The following is a 15,248-nucleotide window of genomic DNA, read 5'->3' as shown; positions in this document are numbered from 1 at the left end:
CCATGTGTTACGGCTACGGCCCCAGCAGGCGCTCCCTGCTGGCCGCGGGCCTCGGGTTAGGCGCGGCCGCCCTGGCCGCCGCCTCCCCGGCCGCCGCGGCGTCGACGGGCCATCCGCGCGGGGAGCGCGTCCCGCCGGGCCAGATCAGCGTCCAGCTCTGGACCGTACGTGACGACCTCGCCCAGAACTACGACACCACGCTCGCCTACCTGGCCGAGATCGGCTACCCGAAGGTCGAGCTCGCGCTCGGCTACTTCGGCCGCACGGCGAGTCAGCTCCGCGAGTTCCTCGACGGGCTCGGCCTCGAGGCCAGCTCCAGCCACGACGGCATCAGCCCCGATGACGCCGCGCTGGAGACGAAGATCGAGAACGCGCTGACCCTCGGCCAGACGTACATGGTCGTGCCCTACCTGAACTCCACCAGCCTGGACGAGTGGAAGGGCTGGGCCGAGCGGATGAACGTCGAGGCGCGGGCCGCCCGGTCGGCCGGCCTGCGCTACGGCTACCACAACCACGCCCACGAGTTCACGACCGACCTCGGCGGCGGGAAGACGCCGTGGGACGTGCTCACCGCCGAGCTCGACCCGCGCCTGGTCCACCTGGAGATCGACATCTACTGGGCGGTCACCGGCGGCGTCGGGCGCGGCGCCCGCGACCCGGTGAAGTTCGCGATCGACGTCATCCGCAGGGCGCCGCAGCGCGTGCTGCAGTACCACGTCAAGGACCGGCACCTGGACGGCGACATGGCCGACCTCGGCACCGGGACGATCGACTTCCGCCGCGTCTTCGACGCGCACCGCGTGCGGGAGTACATCGTGGAGAACGACACTCCTGACGTGACGCCCCGGCAGACCTCGGAGGTCGGCTACCGCTACCTGCGCAAGCTGCGGTTCTAGCGCGGTGCCCCGCCGGGCCCGGTCCGGGCCCGGCGGGTGCGCAGCCGTACGGGGCCGAACAGGCCGGTGGTGCGCTGGCCGAGGAAGACGAAGTGGGTCGGGCTGACCTCGTCGAAGTACGGCGCCAGCGTGCCGAGCACCAGGATCTCGACCGTGTTGACCCCTTCCCCCAGCTCGACCTCGAACGTGTACGGCGAGCACACCCGCACCCCGCACGCCCGCCCGTTCACCGTCACCTCGGCCGTGCCCCGGACCCGCCCCAGGTCCAGCACGCCCGGCCCGGGTGCGTCGGCGGAAACGGTGGTGCGGTACCGGACGCCGCCGCTGTACCCGGCCAGGCCGCGCTCCTCCCAGTTCCCGAGCCGCATCCGCCCGGGCCCGCAGGTGAACCGGACGGGCCCGGCGAACGCCGCCCCCGCCTGCGCTCCCGGCACCGTGACGGCACGCAGCTCGATCGTCCTGGGCAGCTCCCGGCGCGCCTCCACGTCGCCCTCGACCGTCCTGGGCAGCTTCCCGCGCGCCTCCACGTCGCCCTCGATCGTCCCGGGCAGTTCCCCGCGCACCTCCACGTCACCGTCCACCTCGATGCCGGTCGCCCCTGGCGGCGGGTCCAGGAGGAACGTCTCGGTCCGCGGGCGGGCGCCAGGGACGGCGAAGACGGCGGGCAGGGCGGCCGGGCGGCCGTCGAGCCAGCCCGCCTGCGGCAGCGGGTGCGGGCGGGGGCGCAGGTAGAGGGCGGCGGGGTCGCCGTGCTGGCGGCGGCGCACCCGGGGATCGGGCGACCAGCCAGGACCGGAGACCGCGAGACCGTCGACCAGCACCCAGCCGTCCGACTCGATCCTGATCGTGTTGTCGCCCGGGCGCAGCACGTGGGACACGTCATACCTGCGCACCCGGGGGATGTCCGCCTCGGCGTAGGGGTCGAAACCGCCCTGCCTGCCCACTTCCGTGCCGTTGACCAGCACCCGGCAGGCCGCGGTGGAGGCCACCTGCAACAGCTCCGGCGGCTCCGCTCCGGCGCGCACGACGGTCTCCAGCGGCGTGCCGGCGATCCACTCGGGGCGGACGGCGTCGTCGGGGTCGGCCACCAGGCACACGTAGGCCCGCAGGTCGAGCTCCTCGTCCGGGACGAGCAGCAGCTCCACCAGATGTTCGCCGGGGGCGAGGGGCGATAGCGCGACGGCGGCATAGCCGCGGTCGGCGAGCGGCTGCCGCTCACCGTCGAGCCAGAGGGTCTTCGCCGCTCCCGCCCCGATGGCCGGCCAGGCGGGCGGGCCGGGCGGCACGGTGAGCACGGTGCGGAAGCGGGCCTCGACGCCCGCCCCGACGCGGCCGAACGCCAGGAACTCCATGGGCACGTGCCCCTTCGGCCCGAGCGTCTCCCGATGGACGGGGTCCTTGCGCAGCCCCCGGGAGGCCGACCACACCGAGGGCGTCCACGGGCCGTCGCCCGTCCGCTGCTCGCCCCCGGGCCCGAACGTCACGTCCACCCGCTCCCCGCCGGGCGTCCGCAGGGTCCAGCACTCGACGCCGGACCCGCCGAGATCGGACGCGCCGAGATCGGACCCGCCGGAATCGGACCCGCCGAAATCGGACCACGTGTCGTCCAGGGTGGGCACCAGCTCGACGTCCCACTCGTCCCCGAGATCGACCTCCACGGGGAGCGGCTCGGGCGGCGGGGCCGGCTCGGCGGTCGTGCCGTCGAACACCAGCAGTGCGGCCGGCCCGTCGTCGAACGGCACGACGACCTCCACGTCGTCCCCGTCACGCGTGTGCGGCAGCGGCCGGGGCTCGCCCCCGTCGAAGAGGCGGGCCAGCAGCGGGGTGCCCGAGACGCCCCTGACGGTGATCCGCATGTCGCGGGCGTACCGGGCGGGGTCGAAGTCGATGACGGCGTCCAGCCAGCCGAGCTCGACGCCGCGCTCCTCGGGCCGTCCCACGCCGATCCTGCTGGCCATGGGGTGCGCCGCCGTGAGGAACACCAGCGTGGTGTCGCCCACCTCGCGCACCAGCGCGGGCACCGGCGCCTCGACCCGGCGGGGCAGCCCGGCCAGCGCCTCGCCGAGCTGGTCCGGGGCGGCCACGTAGGAGGCCAGGCCGCGCAGGGAGTCGGGCAGCGTGCCGACGGCGACGAGCGAGCCGCCGTGCGCGGCGAACTCGGCCAGCCGGGCGGCGACGTCCTCGTCGAGGGTCGTGACGGCGGGCAGGACGATCGCGCGGTACGCCTCGGTGGACACGGCCAGCCGCCCGTCCGCGACCGCCGCCCGGCGCACCGAGTCGTCGTCGATCACGTCGGCGTCGAGGCACAGCCGGTCGAGCACGCCGGGCACGGTGGCGAACCAGGCCATGTCGCCCACGATCTCCCGGTAGACCTCCTGCGCCCGCGCGGCGGCCGGGTCCACCCGGTCGAGGCCGGTGCCGGATTGGGCGGTGGCCGTGGGCAGCAGGACCGCGACGTCGCAGGCGTGCCGTCCCTGGGACAGCGCGGCGCACAGCCGGGTGACGGCGTCGGCGAAGACCCGGTGGTGCCGCCAGTACGGCTGCCGCCAGTCGGTGGACGGCGGTGCCCACTCCCACCAGCCGCGCCGGGTCGTGTAGTAGACCGCGTGCGGGTTGTACAGCGTCGCCCCGGCCCGCAACCAGGGCAGCAGCCAGTCGAGGGTCTCCTCCAGGGTGCCGCCCCAGCCGCTGGAGTGGAACGCCTCGATCCAGGTGCGCGACCGCCCGTACAGGTGGGCGAGGGAGGCGTGCAGGCGGGCGTCGCCGTGGTGGTCGGAGCCGGGCGCGCCGAACCAGCGGTGGGTGCGCGCGTAGTCGGCGTAGAGCTGCACGCCCTCCACCGGGTGCCCGGCTCGGGCCGGGTCCTGCTGGTCGCAGCCGTTCAGCAGGCCGTGCCGCTCGTGCCACTCGGCCAGCGGCCGGAAGAACGCCTCCTCGGCAAGCTCGGCACGGGTCCGCTGGTACGCCCGCCAGTCCGGGTCGCCGAGCGAGAACTCCACGCCCCGGCGGGCCCGGTACTCCTCGGCGAAGCGGGCGGACCAGGTGGGCAGGGTCGGCAGCTCGTCCTGGAACGACCCGGCGATCACCCGCCCGAACCACTTCCCGACCCGCCGCTCGAACTCGCCGTGCACCCGGTCCAGCAGCACCGCGCACGCCTCGGGCGAGAGGTAGTCGAACCCGCGCAGCGACACGGACCCGTCCGGGGCCAGCCACTGCCCGGCGAACTCCGGGCGTTCGACCACCAGCCGGGCCTGCAGGTCCGCGCCGGAGAAGCCGAGCTGGTCGTAGAACCACAGGTACGCGCCCAGCTCGTACGCGTCGGCGCACACCCCGTCGAGCAACTCCCACCACGCCTCCGACAGGAACGGCGGGTCGTCGGCGTCCGCGCCGAACGTCGGCCCCGAGGGCGCGAGGTTCAGGATGACCAGGTTGTGCACGCCCCCGGCGACCAGGCGCTCCATCTGCCAGCGCAGCCGGTCCCGGCGCAGCGGGTCGCCGCTCCACCACCAGATGGCCGCCGGGGAGTACTGACGGGGCGGCTCCCTGAGCAGGTCGAGCACGTTCATCCCTTGAGTCCGGTGGAAAAGCCCTTGATGACGTAGCGCTGCAGGGCCAGGAAGACCAGCACGATCGGCAGCGCGCCGAGCACGAGGCCGGCGAAGACCAGGCCGTGCTGGGAGACGTACTGGCCGACGTAGGCGAAGACGCTGACCGGGACCGTCTCGAAGCCGGAGCCGCCGAGGTAGACCAGCGGGGTGAAGAAGTCGTTCCAGATGAAGACGGCGTTGAGGATCAGCACCGTGCCGGTGATGGGGCGCAGCAGCGGGAAGACGACGCGGGTGAAGGCCACGAAGTGGGTGGCGCCGTCGATCTGGGCGGCGCTGGCGTAGTCGCGGGGCAGCGCCCTGATGAACCCGGTGTAGAGGAACACCGTGAACGGGAGCTGGATGCCGGTGTAGAAGAGGATCATCCCGGCGTGTGAGCCGATCAGCCCCAGGTCGGTCACCAGCTCGTAGAGCGGGATCATGCCGAGCTGGAACGGCAGCACGATGCCCAGCAGGAACAGCACGTACAGGCCGTATCCGAGGCGGGTCTGCACCCGGGCCAGGAAGTAGGCGGCGAACGAGCCGAGCGCGATGAGGGCGACCAGGCTGACCACCGTGATCACCGTGCTGTTCACCAGGGACGGGCCGAGCGCCGCCAGCGACCACGCGTCGGCGAAGTTGCCGAACGTGGGCGGGTTCGGCAGCGCCAGCGGCGACTGGGAGATCTGCGCCGGATCCTTCAGCGACAGCGAGACCAGCGTGTAGACGGGGAACAGGAACGCCACCGCCACCGCGATCATCACGATCTCCAGCAGGAAGGTCCTTCTCACGCCGACACCTCCCGGCCGCGCAGGTAATAGACCTGTACGAGGGACACCGCGGCCACGAACAGGGCCAGCACCAGCGCGATCGCCGTGCTGTAGCCGAACTTGCCGAACACGAACGCCTGCTTGTAGAGCACGGTGGACAGCGTCTCCGTGGCGTAGCCGGGGCCGCCGTTCGTGGCGGCGAAGATCTGGTCGAAGAGCTTGAGCCCGCCGATCGTGGACAACATCAGGTTGATCGTCACGGCGGGGGCGAGCAGCGGCCAGGTGACGTAGCGGAAGCGCTGCCAGGTGCCCGCGCCGTCGATCATGGCCGCCTCGTGCAGCTCCTTGGGCACCCCCTCCAGCCCGGCCAGGAAGATGACCATGGAGTATCCGGCGTACTGCCAGACCACCATGCCGGCGATCGACCACAGCGCCATCGACGGGTCGCCGAGCCAGTCCACCTCCAGGCCGAGCAGGCCGTTGAGCCCGGCGGCCGGGTCGGGGTTGTAGATGTACTTCCACAGGAACGCCACCATGACCGGGCTGACCACGACCGGCGCGAAGAAGATCACCCGCAGCAGCGCCCGGCTCTTCAGCTTCGCGTGCACGCCGAGGGCCAGCAGCAGGCCGACGCCGTTCTGCACGGCCACGATCGCCACGGTGAGCAGCAGCGTGTTGCCGATGGAGCCCATGGCCTGCTCGTCGCCCAGCAGCGTGCGGAAGTTGGCCAGGCCGACGAACGACATGTCCTGGCCGATCCCGCTCCAGTCCGTGAACGCGTAGACCACGCCGCTGACCGCGGGATGGAGCACCACCAGCGCGTACACCACGAGGGCGGGCGCGGCGAACAGCCAGGGCGGCGTGGCGGCGCTGGAGCGCCGCCGCGCCGCGCGTGCGGGCCGGGCACGGAAGGCGGTCAGCGGGGTCACTTCTGGTACGCCTCGTCCATCTTCTTCAGGGCCTCGTCGATCGTGGACTTGCCGGCCAGCAGCTCCTGGATCACCGCGAAGTGCACCGGCTGCACCTCGGCGTTGGGCCAGCGCTGGTCCATGAAGGGCACGGCCCGGTCCTTGGTGAACGGCAGGAACGACTGCACGGCCGGGTCGATGGTCGAGGAGGCGTCCTGGGTGAGCGGGATGGCGGCGATCGCCTTGGCCCAGGCGTTGATGTTCTCCTGCTTGCCGAGGAAGTCGAGGAACGCCTTGGCCTCCTCCACGTTCTTGCCCTTGGCGCTGGCCCCGAGCCCGACGACGACGCCGGCCGGGATCCACACCGAGGCCGCGTCGTCGGCGCCCGGCACGGGGAACATCGACAGGTCGTCGGGGGAGGAGGCGGCCTTGCGGAAGTCCGGCAGCACGGCCGACACCTGCACGGCCATGGCGGCCTTGCCGGTGGCCACCATGGAGGTCTGCTGCTCGAACGTGGTGCCGTTGGGCTTGTCGTTGAAGAAGCCGCGCTTCTGCAGCTCCAGGTACATCTCCATGGCCTGGCGCCAGCCGGACTGCGCGAACGTGGTCTGCCCGGCGAGCTGCTTGTCGTCGAACGTGGGGTCCTTGGCGTAGACGGTGGAGGGCACTAGCGCGTACGTGATGAGCTGGGTGACCCACGGCGTCTGCGCGCCCAGCGCGATCGGCACGATCCCGGCCTTCTTCAGCTTGTCGCAGACCGCGAGGAACTCGGTCCACGTCGTCGGCGGCGCGTCGATGCCCGCCTGCTCGAACGCCTTCTTGTTGTAGACCGCCCCGATGACCGACGAGCCCGCCGAGTAGATGTAGGTCTTGCCGTCGAGCTGGAAGGCGGGCTTGAACCCCGCGGGGATGGTCCGGGTCCACGCCTGGGCCGACAGGTCGGCCAGCAGCCCGGCCTTGGCGATCTGGCTCATGGACATGGCGCTGCCGTTGCCCGGGTACACGACGTGCAGGTCAGGGGCGTTGCCGGCGCCCAGCTGGGTGCGTACGGAGGTCTGCACCTGGTCGGTGGGGGCGTAGGACGCGGTGAGCCGCACCGTGGGCTTGACCTTCTGGTAGGCGGTCACCAGCTCGTCCATCGGCGTCTTCTGGTCGGCCACGCCGATGAACTTCAGCTCGGTCGTGGCCTGCCCGCCACCGGTCGTGGCCGTGGTCTCGGGGCGGGTCGAACACGCGGTGGCGGCCGCGGCCACGGCCAGGCCGCCCATCATGCGAAGGAACTGGCCGCGACTCACCCGGGCGTCGTGCAGCAGGTCGGTCATGCTACGTCTCCTAAGATCCGATCCCCCGAGGAACAGCAATGCGAACGTTTTAATGAAGGCCGGCCGGAAGCGCTCGGCGCGCTCCCCGTGACTGGATTGTTAAGTTAACAATCAATCTTGTTAAAAGTGGTAGATGTGGGGAGGGTATGAGTCGCCCGAGACGGGTGTCAAGGGTAGGATGCGCAGCCGTCCGAGAGGGTGGAGACCCAGAGTGAATTCCCGGCAGCAAACCTCCAGCAGGTCAGCGCGCTGGCATGGCATGGCCGAGCACATCGTGCGGCAGGGCTCCGCCTCCGTCACGGAGCTCGCCGAGAGCTTCGGGGTCAGCGTGATGACCGTCCACCGTGACCTCGACGAGCTGGAGCGCCAGGGCATGGTGCGCAAGGTCCGCGGCGGCGCCACCGCCCAGGCCAGCAACGTGTGGGAGAGCAACATCGCCTACCGGCTCAAGGCGCACACCGCCGAGAAGGACGCCATCGCGCGCCTGGTCACGGAGCTGATCGAGCCGGGCAGCTCGGTCATGCTCGACGACTCCACGACCGCGCTGGCGGTGGCCCGCCACCTGGCCGAGGTGGGCCCGCTGACCGTGGTGACGAACTTCCTGGAGGCGATCAGGCTGCTGGCCGGCAGCCCCGACGTCCGGCTCATCGCGCTGGGCGGCGAATATCACGCCACCCACGACTCCTTTCTCGGGCTCGGCTGCGTGGACGCGGTCGAAGCGGTCAGCACGGACGTGGTCGTGGTCTCCACCTCGGCCATCTCCGAGAAGTACGCCTTCCACCAGGAGCAGGAGATCGTGCTGGTGAAGCGGGCGATGCTGCGCGCCGGCGCCCGGCGCATCCTGGCCGTGGACGGCTCCAAGCTGGCCCGGGTGGCGCTGCACCGGGTCGCGCCGCTCGACGACTTCGACGTCGTCGTGGTCGACGCCAACGCTCCGGGCGATCTGCTCCAGCGGCTGCGCGACCACCACGCGGACGTTCGGGTCGCCCAGTTGTAACGCTAATCGGCGTGATTTGTAACTTGCATCTTGTTAAGAGGTTGCCTGCTTGCTACAAAGTGAGGGCTTTCGCCCCCCAGCTTAGGAAGCAACATGTGCCCTCCCTCGCGCCGATCGTTCCTCGGCCTCGGCAGCGCCGCGCTCGCCCTGGCCTTCACCACCGACCTGGCCGACCCGTGGACGGCACGGGCCGGCGTGAAGGGCGACGACCCCTTCCGGGCCGGCTATCCCTTCCGGTTGGGCGTCGCCTCCGGTGATCCGCTGCCCGACCGGGTGATCCTCTGGACGCGGCTGGCGGCCGACCCGCTGGAGCCGCTCGGCGGGCTGCCGTACGCGAGGATCAGGGTCGACTGGGAGATCGCGGAGGACGAGGCGTTCACCCGGCGCGCCCGCCACGGCTCCACCTGGGCCACCCCCGAGTACGGCCACTCCGTCCACGTGGACGCCAAGGGCCTGCGGCCGGGCCGCGAATACTTCTACCGCTTCCGCGCCGGCGGCGAGACCAGCCCCGTCGGCCGCACCAAGACCGCGCCCGCGCCCGGGAGCAGCCCCGAGGCGCTGCGCCTGGCCTTCGCCTCGTGCGCGCTGTGGCAGGACGGCTACTACAGCGCCTACCGCCACCTCGCCGAGGAGGAGCCCGACGTGGTCTTCCACCTCGGGGACTACATCTACGAGTACGGCATCGTGCCCACCGGCGGCCTGCGGAACACGCCGGTGCCCGAGCAGTTCCGGGTGCAGTGCGACACCCTCGACCGCTTCCGCGTCCAGTACGGCCTCTACAAGAGCGACCCCGACCTCCAGGCCGCGCACCACCGCGCGCCGTGGATCGTCACCTGGGACGACCACGAGGTGCTCGACAACTGGGCGGGCCCGAACGGCCCCGGCGGCGAGGTGACCGAGCAGGACTACCTGGTCATCCGGGCCAACGCCTTCCGCGCCTTCTGGGAGAACATGCCGGTCCGGGTGCCGGAGGTGCAGGGGCCGGACGCCCGGATCTACCGCAGGTTCGCCTTCGGCGACCTCGCCGAGTTCAACGTGCTCGACACCCGGCAGTACCGCGACGACCAGGTCTGCGGCGACGGCCAGCAGGTGGACTGCGCCGAGCGGCTCGACCCGGCCAGGCAGATGCTCGGCGCCGAGCAGGAGAAGTGGCTGCTCGACGGCCTGGACGCCTCCCGCGCCAGGTGGAACGTCCTGGCCCAGCAGATCGCCATGATCCAGCTCGACTACGACCCGGGCCCGGCGCAGCGGCTCAGCATGGACCTCTGGGACGGCTACAAGGCGGCCAAGGACCGCGTGCTCAACGGCATGGTCGAGCGCCAGGTGAGCAATCCCGTGGTGCTGACCGGCGACCTCCACTACAACATGGCCGGCGAACTGCGGACGAACTTCGACGACCCGGCCTCGCCCGCGATCGGCGTGGAGTTCGTCGGCACGTCCGTCAGCAGCGGCGGCAACGGCAACGCGAACACGGGCCTGCCGCCGGGCGGCAGCGACCCGGTCAACCCGCATCTCAGGTTCTCCAGCTACCAGCGCGGCTACGTCTCGTGCGAGGTCACCAGGAGTCAGTGGCGGGCCGACTTCAAGGTCGTCCCGTACGTGGACCGGCCCGGCGCCCCGGTCTCCACCAGGGCGAGCCTGGTCACCCTCGACGGCGTCCCCGGCCTGCAAGCGCTCTAGGAAGGAAACGACCATGCGCCACCTCACCGCCGCGCTCGCCATGGCCGCCCTGGTCATCGCCACCACCGGCGCCGCCAGGCCCGGGGACGTGACCCCGATCGCCGGGGCCGACCGTTTGATCGCCCCGCTCGGCGTGGACCCCGCCTGCCCCGCCAAGATCGAGATCGGCATGCGCAGCGACGCGAAGAAGCCCCAGTACGCCACCATGAACGTGGAGATCGACCCGCCGCTGACCGCCTCCCGCTCCATGCTGACCAGCTATTTGCCGCCCGGCTACGAGCTCGGCGCGAAGCTGCTGGTCGCCGTCCCGCCCGGGGCCACGGAAGGCGAGTACGGCCTGCGCCTGCGCACCCCGGCCCGGACGTTGTCGGTGCCGGTCGAGGTGGTGCCCGTGGACCGGCTCGACAACGGCGGCAATGTCGCGCTCCGCCGCCCGGTCACCGCCTCCTCCCAGCACGTCAACGCCAACTACCCGCCCTGCAGCATCGCCGACGGCGACCGCTCCTCCAACGGCTGGGCCGGCGGCAACGGCTGGAACGACGCCACCGGCCGGGCCTGGCCGGACACCGTGGCGATCGCGCTGGGCGGGACCCGGCAGGTCTCCCGGGTGGACCTGTACACGCTGGACACCGAACGCTATCCGGCCGCGACCTTCGGGCTGCGGGACTGGGACGTGCAGGCGCAGGTGGGCGGCCAGTGGCAGACGGTCGCGCAGGTACGCGGCAACACCGCGGGCAACGCGCGCTCCGACTTCGCCCCCGTCGGCGCCGACGCGGTCCGCGTCGTCGCCCTGGCCTCGAACGGGGCCAACGACTACACCCGGATCATCGAGGTGGAGATCCGCTGACGGCTGCGCCAAACGGCTCTTTCCGGCTGCCAAAATGTTCGTCGCAAAAGGAGCGACACGCCGGGCGATAACGGTCGTTGCTATCCCTTGTGGGCACTTTTCTCCATAACTCCGACATAAGAGGTCTTTGTCGGGTCGGGCCCCGCCTGAGGAGGAACATGTACCGCTCGCTCGGCATCGCCGTCATCGCGACCCTGGCCGTCATGGCGCGGCCCGCCTGGGCCGCGCCGCCGCAGGTCGACAACATCGCGCACCGGGGCGGCTCCGCGCTCGCGCCAGAGAACACTATCGCGGCCTGCGAAGTTGCCCGGAAGCAGGGGGCCGATGTGTGCGAGTTCGACGTCCAGCAGACCAAGGACCACCGGCTCGTGCTCATGCACGACGAGACGCTGGCCCGTACGACCGACGTCGAGAAGGTCTTCCCCCGCCGGTCGCCGTGGCGGGTCTCCGACTTCACGCTCGCGGAGATCCAGCGGCTGGACGCCGGCTCGTGGTTCTCGCAACGCTACCGGGGCGAGCGGGTGCCCACCCTCCTGGAGGCCCTCCAGGAGATCCGCGGCACCGGGGCCAGGCTGCTCCTGGAGATCAAGCACGATCCGCGCAGCCCGGACATCGACCGGCGGGTGGCCGCCGAGCTGCAGGAGAACCGCGAGTCGTGGAGCGCCGACCGGCTGACCGTGCAGGCGTTCGGCTGGCCGTCGATGCGGGTGCTGAACGACATGGTGCCCGACGTCCCGATCGCGCTGCTCGGCAAGCCGCCCGCCGCCCGGCTGGCCGAGCTGGCCCGCTACGCCGACGGGATCACCCTCCCGCACGGCGGCCTGACCACGCGATACGTCAGGAAGGTGCACGACCGGGGCATGCGGGTCTACACCTGGACGGCGGACCGGCCGGCCGTCATGGGCCGCCTGATCTCGTACGGGGTGGACGGCATCATGACCAACCGGCCCGACCGCCTGGCCGACGTCAAGCGGTACGCCCGTTGACGATCTGACAATCTTGCTCACAGCCGCTACGGCCGATCGTCGCGCTCGTCACCGGCGCGCTGGGGGTGCTGGCCATGGGCGTGTTCCACGTCCTCGGCGGCGTCTTCGGCAGGCGCCCCGCCCACGCCGCCGACTGACGGCCGCACGACGATGCCGGCACGGCCGAGCCCGGCCCGCCGGCCGGATTCAGCCGGCCTCGCTCCGGGCGCGGGCGCGCCACAGCAGGTAGACGAAGTACGGCGTGCCGAGCAGCGCCGTCACCAGCCCCGCCGGCACCTGCGCGGGGGCGATCACCGTGCGCCCGAGGGTGTCGGCCAGGCTCACCAGGAGCGCGCCGAGCAGTGCGGCCACCGGCAGGACCCTGACGTGGTGGGTCCCGACCAGGGCGCGGGCCACGTGCGGGGCCACCAGGCCGACGAACCCGATCACGCCGACCGCCGACACCGCCGTCGAGGTGAGCAGCACGGCGCAGGCGAGGGCGCCGAGCCGGACCGGCTCCAGGGGGACGCCCAGGATGCGCGGGGTGTCCTCGTCCAGCGACAGCAGGTCGAGGTCCCGGCGCAGCCAGGCCAGCAGCGGGACGCTGAGCAGGAGCGCCAGGGCGACGGGGACGAGCTGGGCCGGCACGCGGCCGTACGTGGAGCCGGACAGCCAGGTCAGGGCCTTGGCGGTGTTCCAGGGGTCGGACAGCACGATGATCAGGACGGTGATGGCGGTGCAGGCGGCCTGCACGCCGACCCCGATGAGGACGAGGCGGTCGGAGTCCAGCCCGCCGCGCCAGGACAGCCCATACACCACGGCGAACGCGATCAGCGCGCCCAGGCCGGCCGCCACGGACATCGGCCAGATGCCGGCCAGCGGCACCAGCGTGAGCAGCAGGACCGCGCCCACGCCCGCACCGGCGGTGACGCCCAGCACGCCCGGCTCGGCGAGCGGGTTGCGGCACACGGCCTGCACGGCCGACCCGGCCACCGCCAGCGCCGCCCCGGCCAGTACGGCGGCGAGCACGCGCGGCCAGCGCTGGTCGAGCACGAAGGTCAGGGCCCGCCCGCTGCGCCCCTGGAGCCAGTTGACCACGTCGCCGGTCAGCAGCCACCGGTCCCCGCCGAGCAGGCCCAGGAGCAGCGCCCCGGCGAGCAGGGCGGCGCAGACGGCGACCACGGCCAGGAAGGCCGTACGCGATCGGGTCGCGCCCGTACGCACGGCCGGCGGCCGGCGCGTCGGCCCGGCGTCGCGATAGCGGCGGGCCAGCCACATCATCACCGCCGCGCCGAGCACCGTGGTCACCACGCCGGGCGGCACCTCCACGCCCGCCTGCGCGCCCAGCGCGGCGCGCAGTGCGATGTCGGAGCCCAGCACGACCAGCACACCCGCGACGCCCGAAAGGGGCACCATCGTGCGGCTCCGGTGCAGGCCGGGGACGGACCTGGGCAGCAGCCGGACGATCACCGGCGCGCACAGCCCGACGAACCCGATCGGCCCCGCGATCGTCACCGCGGCAGCGGCCAGCAGCACGGCCAGCAGGGTGAGCCACAGGCGCAGCCGCCGCACGTTCACCCCGAGCACGGTGGCGGTGTCGTCGCCCAGGCCGAGGATGTCCAGCCGGGGCCCGGCCGCCATCGCGGCGGCCAGCGCCAGCGCGATCACCGGGCCGAGCTGGGTGACGGCGTCCAGATCGCTCTGCACGAGCGAGCCGCTGCCCCAGGCGAACAGCCCGGTGGTCTCCTGCTCGAAAAGGATCATGAGCAGGTTCGTCAGGGAGCTGAGCGCCAGGGCGGTGGCCGAGCCGGCCAGGATCAGCCGGGTCGTCCCGGTACGCCCGCCCGCCGACAGCGCCATCACCAGCGCGGCCGCGGCCAGCCCGCCCACCAGGGCGAGCGCGCCCGACACCGGCACCGGCAGCGTCAGCCCGAACGCGGCCGCGGCGGCGACCGCCAGGTAGGCGCCCGAGCTGACGGCCAGCGTGTCCGGTGAGGCCATCGCGTTGCGGGCGATGGCCTGCAGCAGCGCGCCGGCCACGCCGAGCGCGACGCCGACGCAGACGCCGGCCAGCAGCCGGGGCAGCCGGGAGGCCAGCAGCACGCGGGCGGCCTCGTCGCTGCCGCCGAACGGCAGCGCCAGCAGGTCCAGCGCGCCGACCGACGACGTCCCCTGCGTCACGTGCACGGCGGCCACCAGGAGGGTGGCGGCCAGCGCGAGAAGGAAGACCCCGGTGGTGCCCAGCCGCCGCAGCGGCGTCTGGGGCGGTGCCGGGGCCAGGACGTCCGTGCTCAACCCGTGAACGCCTTCACCATCACGTCGGCGAACTGCCGGCAGGACAGCGGGCCACCGAAGGTCCAGATGCCGTTCGGGATCTTGGTGACCTGCTGGTTCTTCACGAACGGCAGCGACTTCCAGATGGCGTTGCCCGCCAGCCCGTCGGCGAACACGTCGACCCCGTCCGAGGCGTTGTAGAAGAAGCGGATGTCGGGGTCCTTGAGCACGGACAGGCCCTCGACGTCGGTGGTGCCCAGGCCCCAGATCTCGTCGACCTTGCCCGTCCAGGCGTTCTTCAGGCCGAGCCGGGTGGCGACCTCGGAGACCAGCGAGCCCTCGCCGAACGTGCGGACGGAGATCGTGCTGCCCTGCTTCCATCCGTCGGCCATGACGAACGGCTTGCCCGCGGCGCCCGCGGCGGCGATCTTCTCCTTGCCGGCGGCCATCGCCGCGTCGAAGTCGGACATCAGCTTGGCGGCGGCGTCCGTCTTGCCGACCGCCGTGGCGATCATGGTGAGGTCGTCGCGCATGCGCTTGAGGTTGTCGGTGGCGTCGCTGCCCTTGGCCACGAGCACCGGCACGAACTTCTCGAGCTGGGCGGCCAGCTCCTCGTCGTCGGACTCCATGACGACCAGATCGGGCTGGAGCGCGCTGATGGAGTCGACGCTCGGCTCCTGCCGGGTGCCGACGTCCTTGACCGAGGAGTCGAGCCCGGCGGCGGTCACCCAGGTGGCGTACCCCTTCACGTCGGCCGCGCCCACGGGCATGACGCCGAGGCTGACCAGCATCTCGGTCTCGCCCCACTCGAGGCTGACCACCCGGGTGGCCGGGGCGTCGAGTTTGATCTCCTTGCCGCGGCCGTCGGTCACGGTCACCGCCGCGGGGGCGGCCGATGCCGCGCCGCTGGACGGGGCCTGCTCGGGTACGGGTGCCTCGGTCGTGCCGCAGGCGGCGAGGGCGACGATTGCGGCGATGGCCGTCAGGGCACTGCGCATGCTGGTT

The 15,248-nt window shown here is 72.2% G+C and carries 11 protein-coding genes; 5 read left to right on the top strand and 6 right to left on the bottom strand.

Features of this window, described 5'->3' with window-relative positions:
• The first annotated feature begins 2 nt into the window (after nucleotides 1–2).
• On the top strand, nucleotides 3–896 hold the full coding sequence (locus AB0J69_RS27960; RefSeq protein ID WP_364122953.1) for a sugar phosphate isomerase/epimerase: 894 nt from the start codon (nucleotides 3–5) through the stop codon (nucleotides 894–896).
• Here the strand turns inward: AB0J69_RS27960 and AB0J69_RS27955 are convergent.
• Genes AB0J69_RS27955 through AB0J69_RS27940 form a run of 4 tightly spaced genes read right to left on the bottom strand, consistent with a single transcriptional unit; the run spans nucleotide 893 to nucleotide 7,480 of the window.
• Nucleotides 893–4,462, bottom strand: a complete 3,570-nt coding sequence (locus AB0J69_RS27955; protein WP_364122951.1) for a hypothetical protein — start codon at nucleotides 4,460–4,462, stop codon at nucleotides 893–895. The genes AB0J69_RS27960 and AB0J69_RS27955 overlap by 4 nt on opposite strands.
• Nucleotides 4,459–5,271, bottom strand: a complete 813-nt coding sequence (locus AB0J69_RS27950; protein ID WP_364122950.1) for a carbohydrate ABC transporter permease — start codon at nucleotides 5,269–5,271, stop codon at nucleotides 4,459–4,461. The genes AB0J69_RS27955 and AB0J69_RS27950 overlap by 4 nt, the downstream gene beginning before the upstream one ends.
• Nucleotides 5,268–6,179 carry a sugar ABC transporter permease gene (locus AB0J69_RS27945; RefSeq protein WP_364122948.1) on the bottom strand — a complete coding sequence of 304 codons (912 nt, stop codon included), beginning with the start codon at nucleotides 6,177–6,179 and terminating at the stop codon, nucleotides 5,268–5,270. The genes AB0J69_RS27950 and AB0J69_RS27945 overlap by 4 nt, the downstream gene beginning before the upstream one ends.
• The gene (locus AB0J69_RS27940) at nucleotides 6,176–7,480 is read right to left on the bottom strand and encodes an extracellular solute-binding protein (RefSeq protein WP_364122945.1); all 1,305 of its coding nucleotides are present in this window, start codon (nucleotides 7,478–7,480) and stop codon (nucleotides 6,176–6,178) included. Before AB0J69_RS27940 ends, AB0J69_RS27945 begins: the two co-directional genes overlap by 4 nt.
• A 259-nt stretch (nucleotides 7,481–7,739) precedes the next feature.
• Here AB0J69_RS27940 and AB0J69_RS27935 point away from each other — a divergent pair, with 259 nt between their 5' ends.
• The 4 genes from AB0J69_RS27935 (at nucleotide 7,740) to AB0J69_RS27920 (ending at nucleotide 11,990) form a co-directional block, all read left to right on the top strand.
• A complete protein-coding gene (locus tag AB0J69_RS27935) occupies nucleotides 7,740–8,477 on the top strand; it encodes a DeoR/GlpR family DNA-binding transcription regulator (protein WP_364122943.1) in 738 nt (245 codons plus the stop codon).
• A gap of 93 nt (nucleotides 8,478–8,570) precedes the next feature.
• Nucleotides 8,571–10,157 carry an alkaline phosphatase D family protein gene (locus AB0J69_RS27930; RefSeq protein WP_364122941.1) on the top strand — a complete coding sequence of 529 codons (1,587 nt, stop codon included), beginning with the start codon at nucleotides 8,571–8,573 and terminating at the stop codon, nucleotides 10,155–10,157.
• Nucleotides 10,158–10,170: 13 nt separating this feature from the next.
• Nucleotides 10,171–11,004: a discoidin domain-containing protein gene (locus AB0J69_RS27925; protein ID WP_364122939.1), complete on the top strand. Its 834-nt coding sequence runs from the start codon at nucleotides 10,171–10,173 to the stop codon at nucleotides 11,002–11,004.
• 158 nt (nucleotides 11,005–11,162) lie between these two features.
• Nucleotides 11,163–11,990, top strand: coding sequence for a glycerophosphodiester phosphodiesterase family protein (locus tag AB0J69_RS27920; protein ID WP_364122937.1), 828 nt, complete (start codon nucleotides 11,163–11,165; stop codon nucleotides 11,988–11,990).
• Nucleotides 11,991–12,176: 186 nt separating this feature from the next.
• Here AB0J69_RS27920 and AB0J69_RS27915 read toward each other — a convergent pair whose 3' ends face one another.
• Together AB0J69_RS27915 and AB0J69_RS27910 are read right to left on the bottom strand one after the other, a co-directional pair.
• Nucleotides 12,177–14,264 carry an iron ABC transporter permease gene (locus tag AB0J69_RS27915; protein WP_364122935.1) on the bottom strand — a complete coding sequence of 696 codons (2,088 nt, stop codon included), beginning with the start codon at nucleotides 14,262–14,264 and terminating at the stop codon, nucleotides 12,177–12,179.
• Nucleotides 14,261–15,241: an iron-siderophore ABC transporter substrate-binding protein gene (locus tag AB0J69_RS27910; RefSeq protein WP_364122933.1), complete on the bottom strand. Its 981-nt coding sequence runs from the start codon at nucleotides 15,239–15,241 to the stop codon at nucleotides 14,261–14,263. Before AB0J69_RS27910 ends, AB0J69_RS27915 begins: the two co-directional genes overlap by 4 nt.
• Between the last annotated feature and the right edge of the window lie 7 nt (nucleotides 15,242–15,248).

Origin of the sequence: Nonomuraea sp. NPDC049709 (assembly GCF_040674815.1) — a bacterium.
GTDB lineage: Bacteria > Actinomycetota > Actinomycetes > Streptosporangiales > Streptosporangiaceae > Nonomuraea.
This window is presented reverse-complemented; position numbering and strand designations above follow the sequence as displayed.

Bases quoted from the DNA above. Each gene is read 5' to 3' on its own strand.
- AB0J69_RS27925 (WP_364122939.1), top strand. From the start codon at position 10,171: ATGCGCCACCTCACCGCCGCGCTCGCCATGGCCGCCCTGGTCATCGCC.
- AB0J69_RS27930 (WP_364122941.1), top strand. From the start codon at position 8,571: ATGTGCCCTCCCTCGCGCCGATCGTTCCTCGGCCTCGGCAGCGCCGCG.
- AB0J69_RS27960 (WP_364122953.1), top strand. From the start codon at position 3: ATGTGTTACGGCTACGGCCCCAGCAGGCGCTCCCTGCTGGCCGCGGGC.
- AB0J69_RS27955 (WP_364122951.1), bottom strand. From the start codon at position 4,462: ATGAACGTGCTCGACCTGCTCAGGGAGCCGCCCCGTCAGTACTCCCCG.
- AB0J69_RS27935 (WP_364122943.1), top strand. From the start codon at position 7,740: ATGGCCGAGCACATCGTGCGGCAGGGCTCCGCCTCCGTCACGGAGCTC.
- AB0J69_RS27920 (WP_364122937.1), top strand. From the start codon at position 11,163: ATGTACCGCTCGCTCGGCATCGCCGTCATCGCGACCCTGGCCGTCATG.
- AB0J69_RS27910 (WP_364122933.1), bottom strand. From the start codon at position 15,241: ATGCGCAGTGCCCTGACGGCCATCGCCGCAATCGTCGCCCTCGCCGCC.
- AB0J69_RS27940 (WP_364122945.1), bottom strand. From the start codon at position 7,480: ATGACCGACCTGCTGCACGACGCCCGGGTGAGTCGCGGCCAGTTCCTT.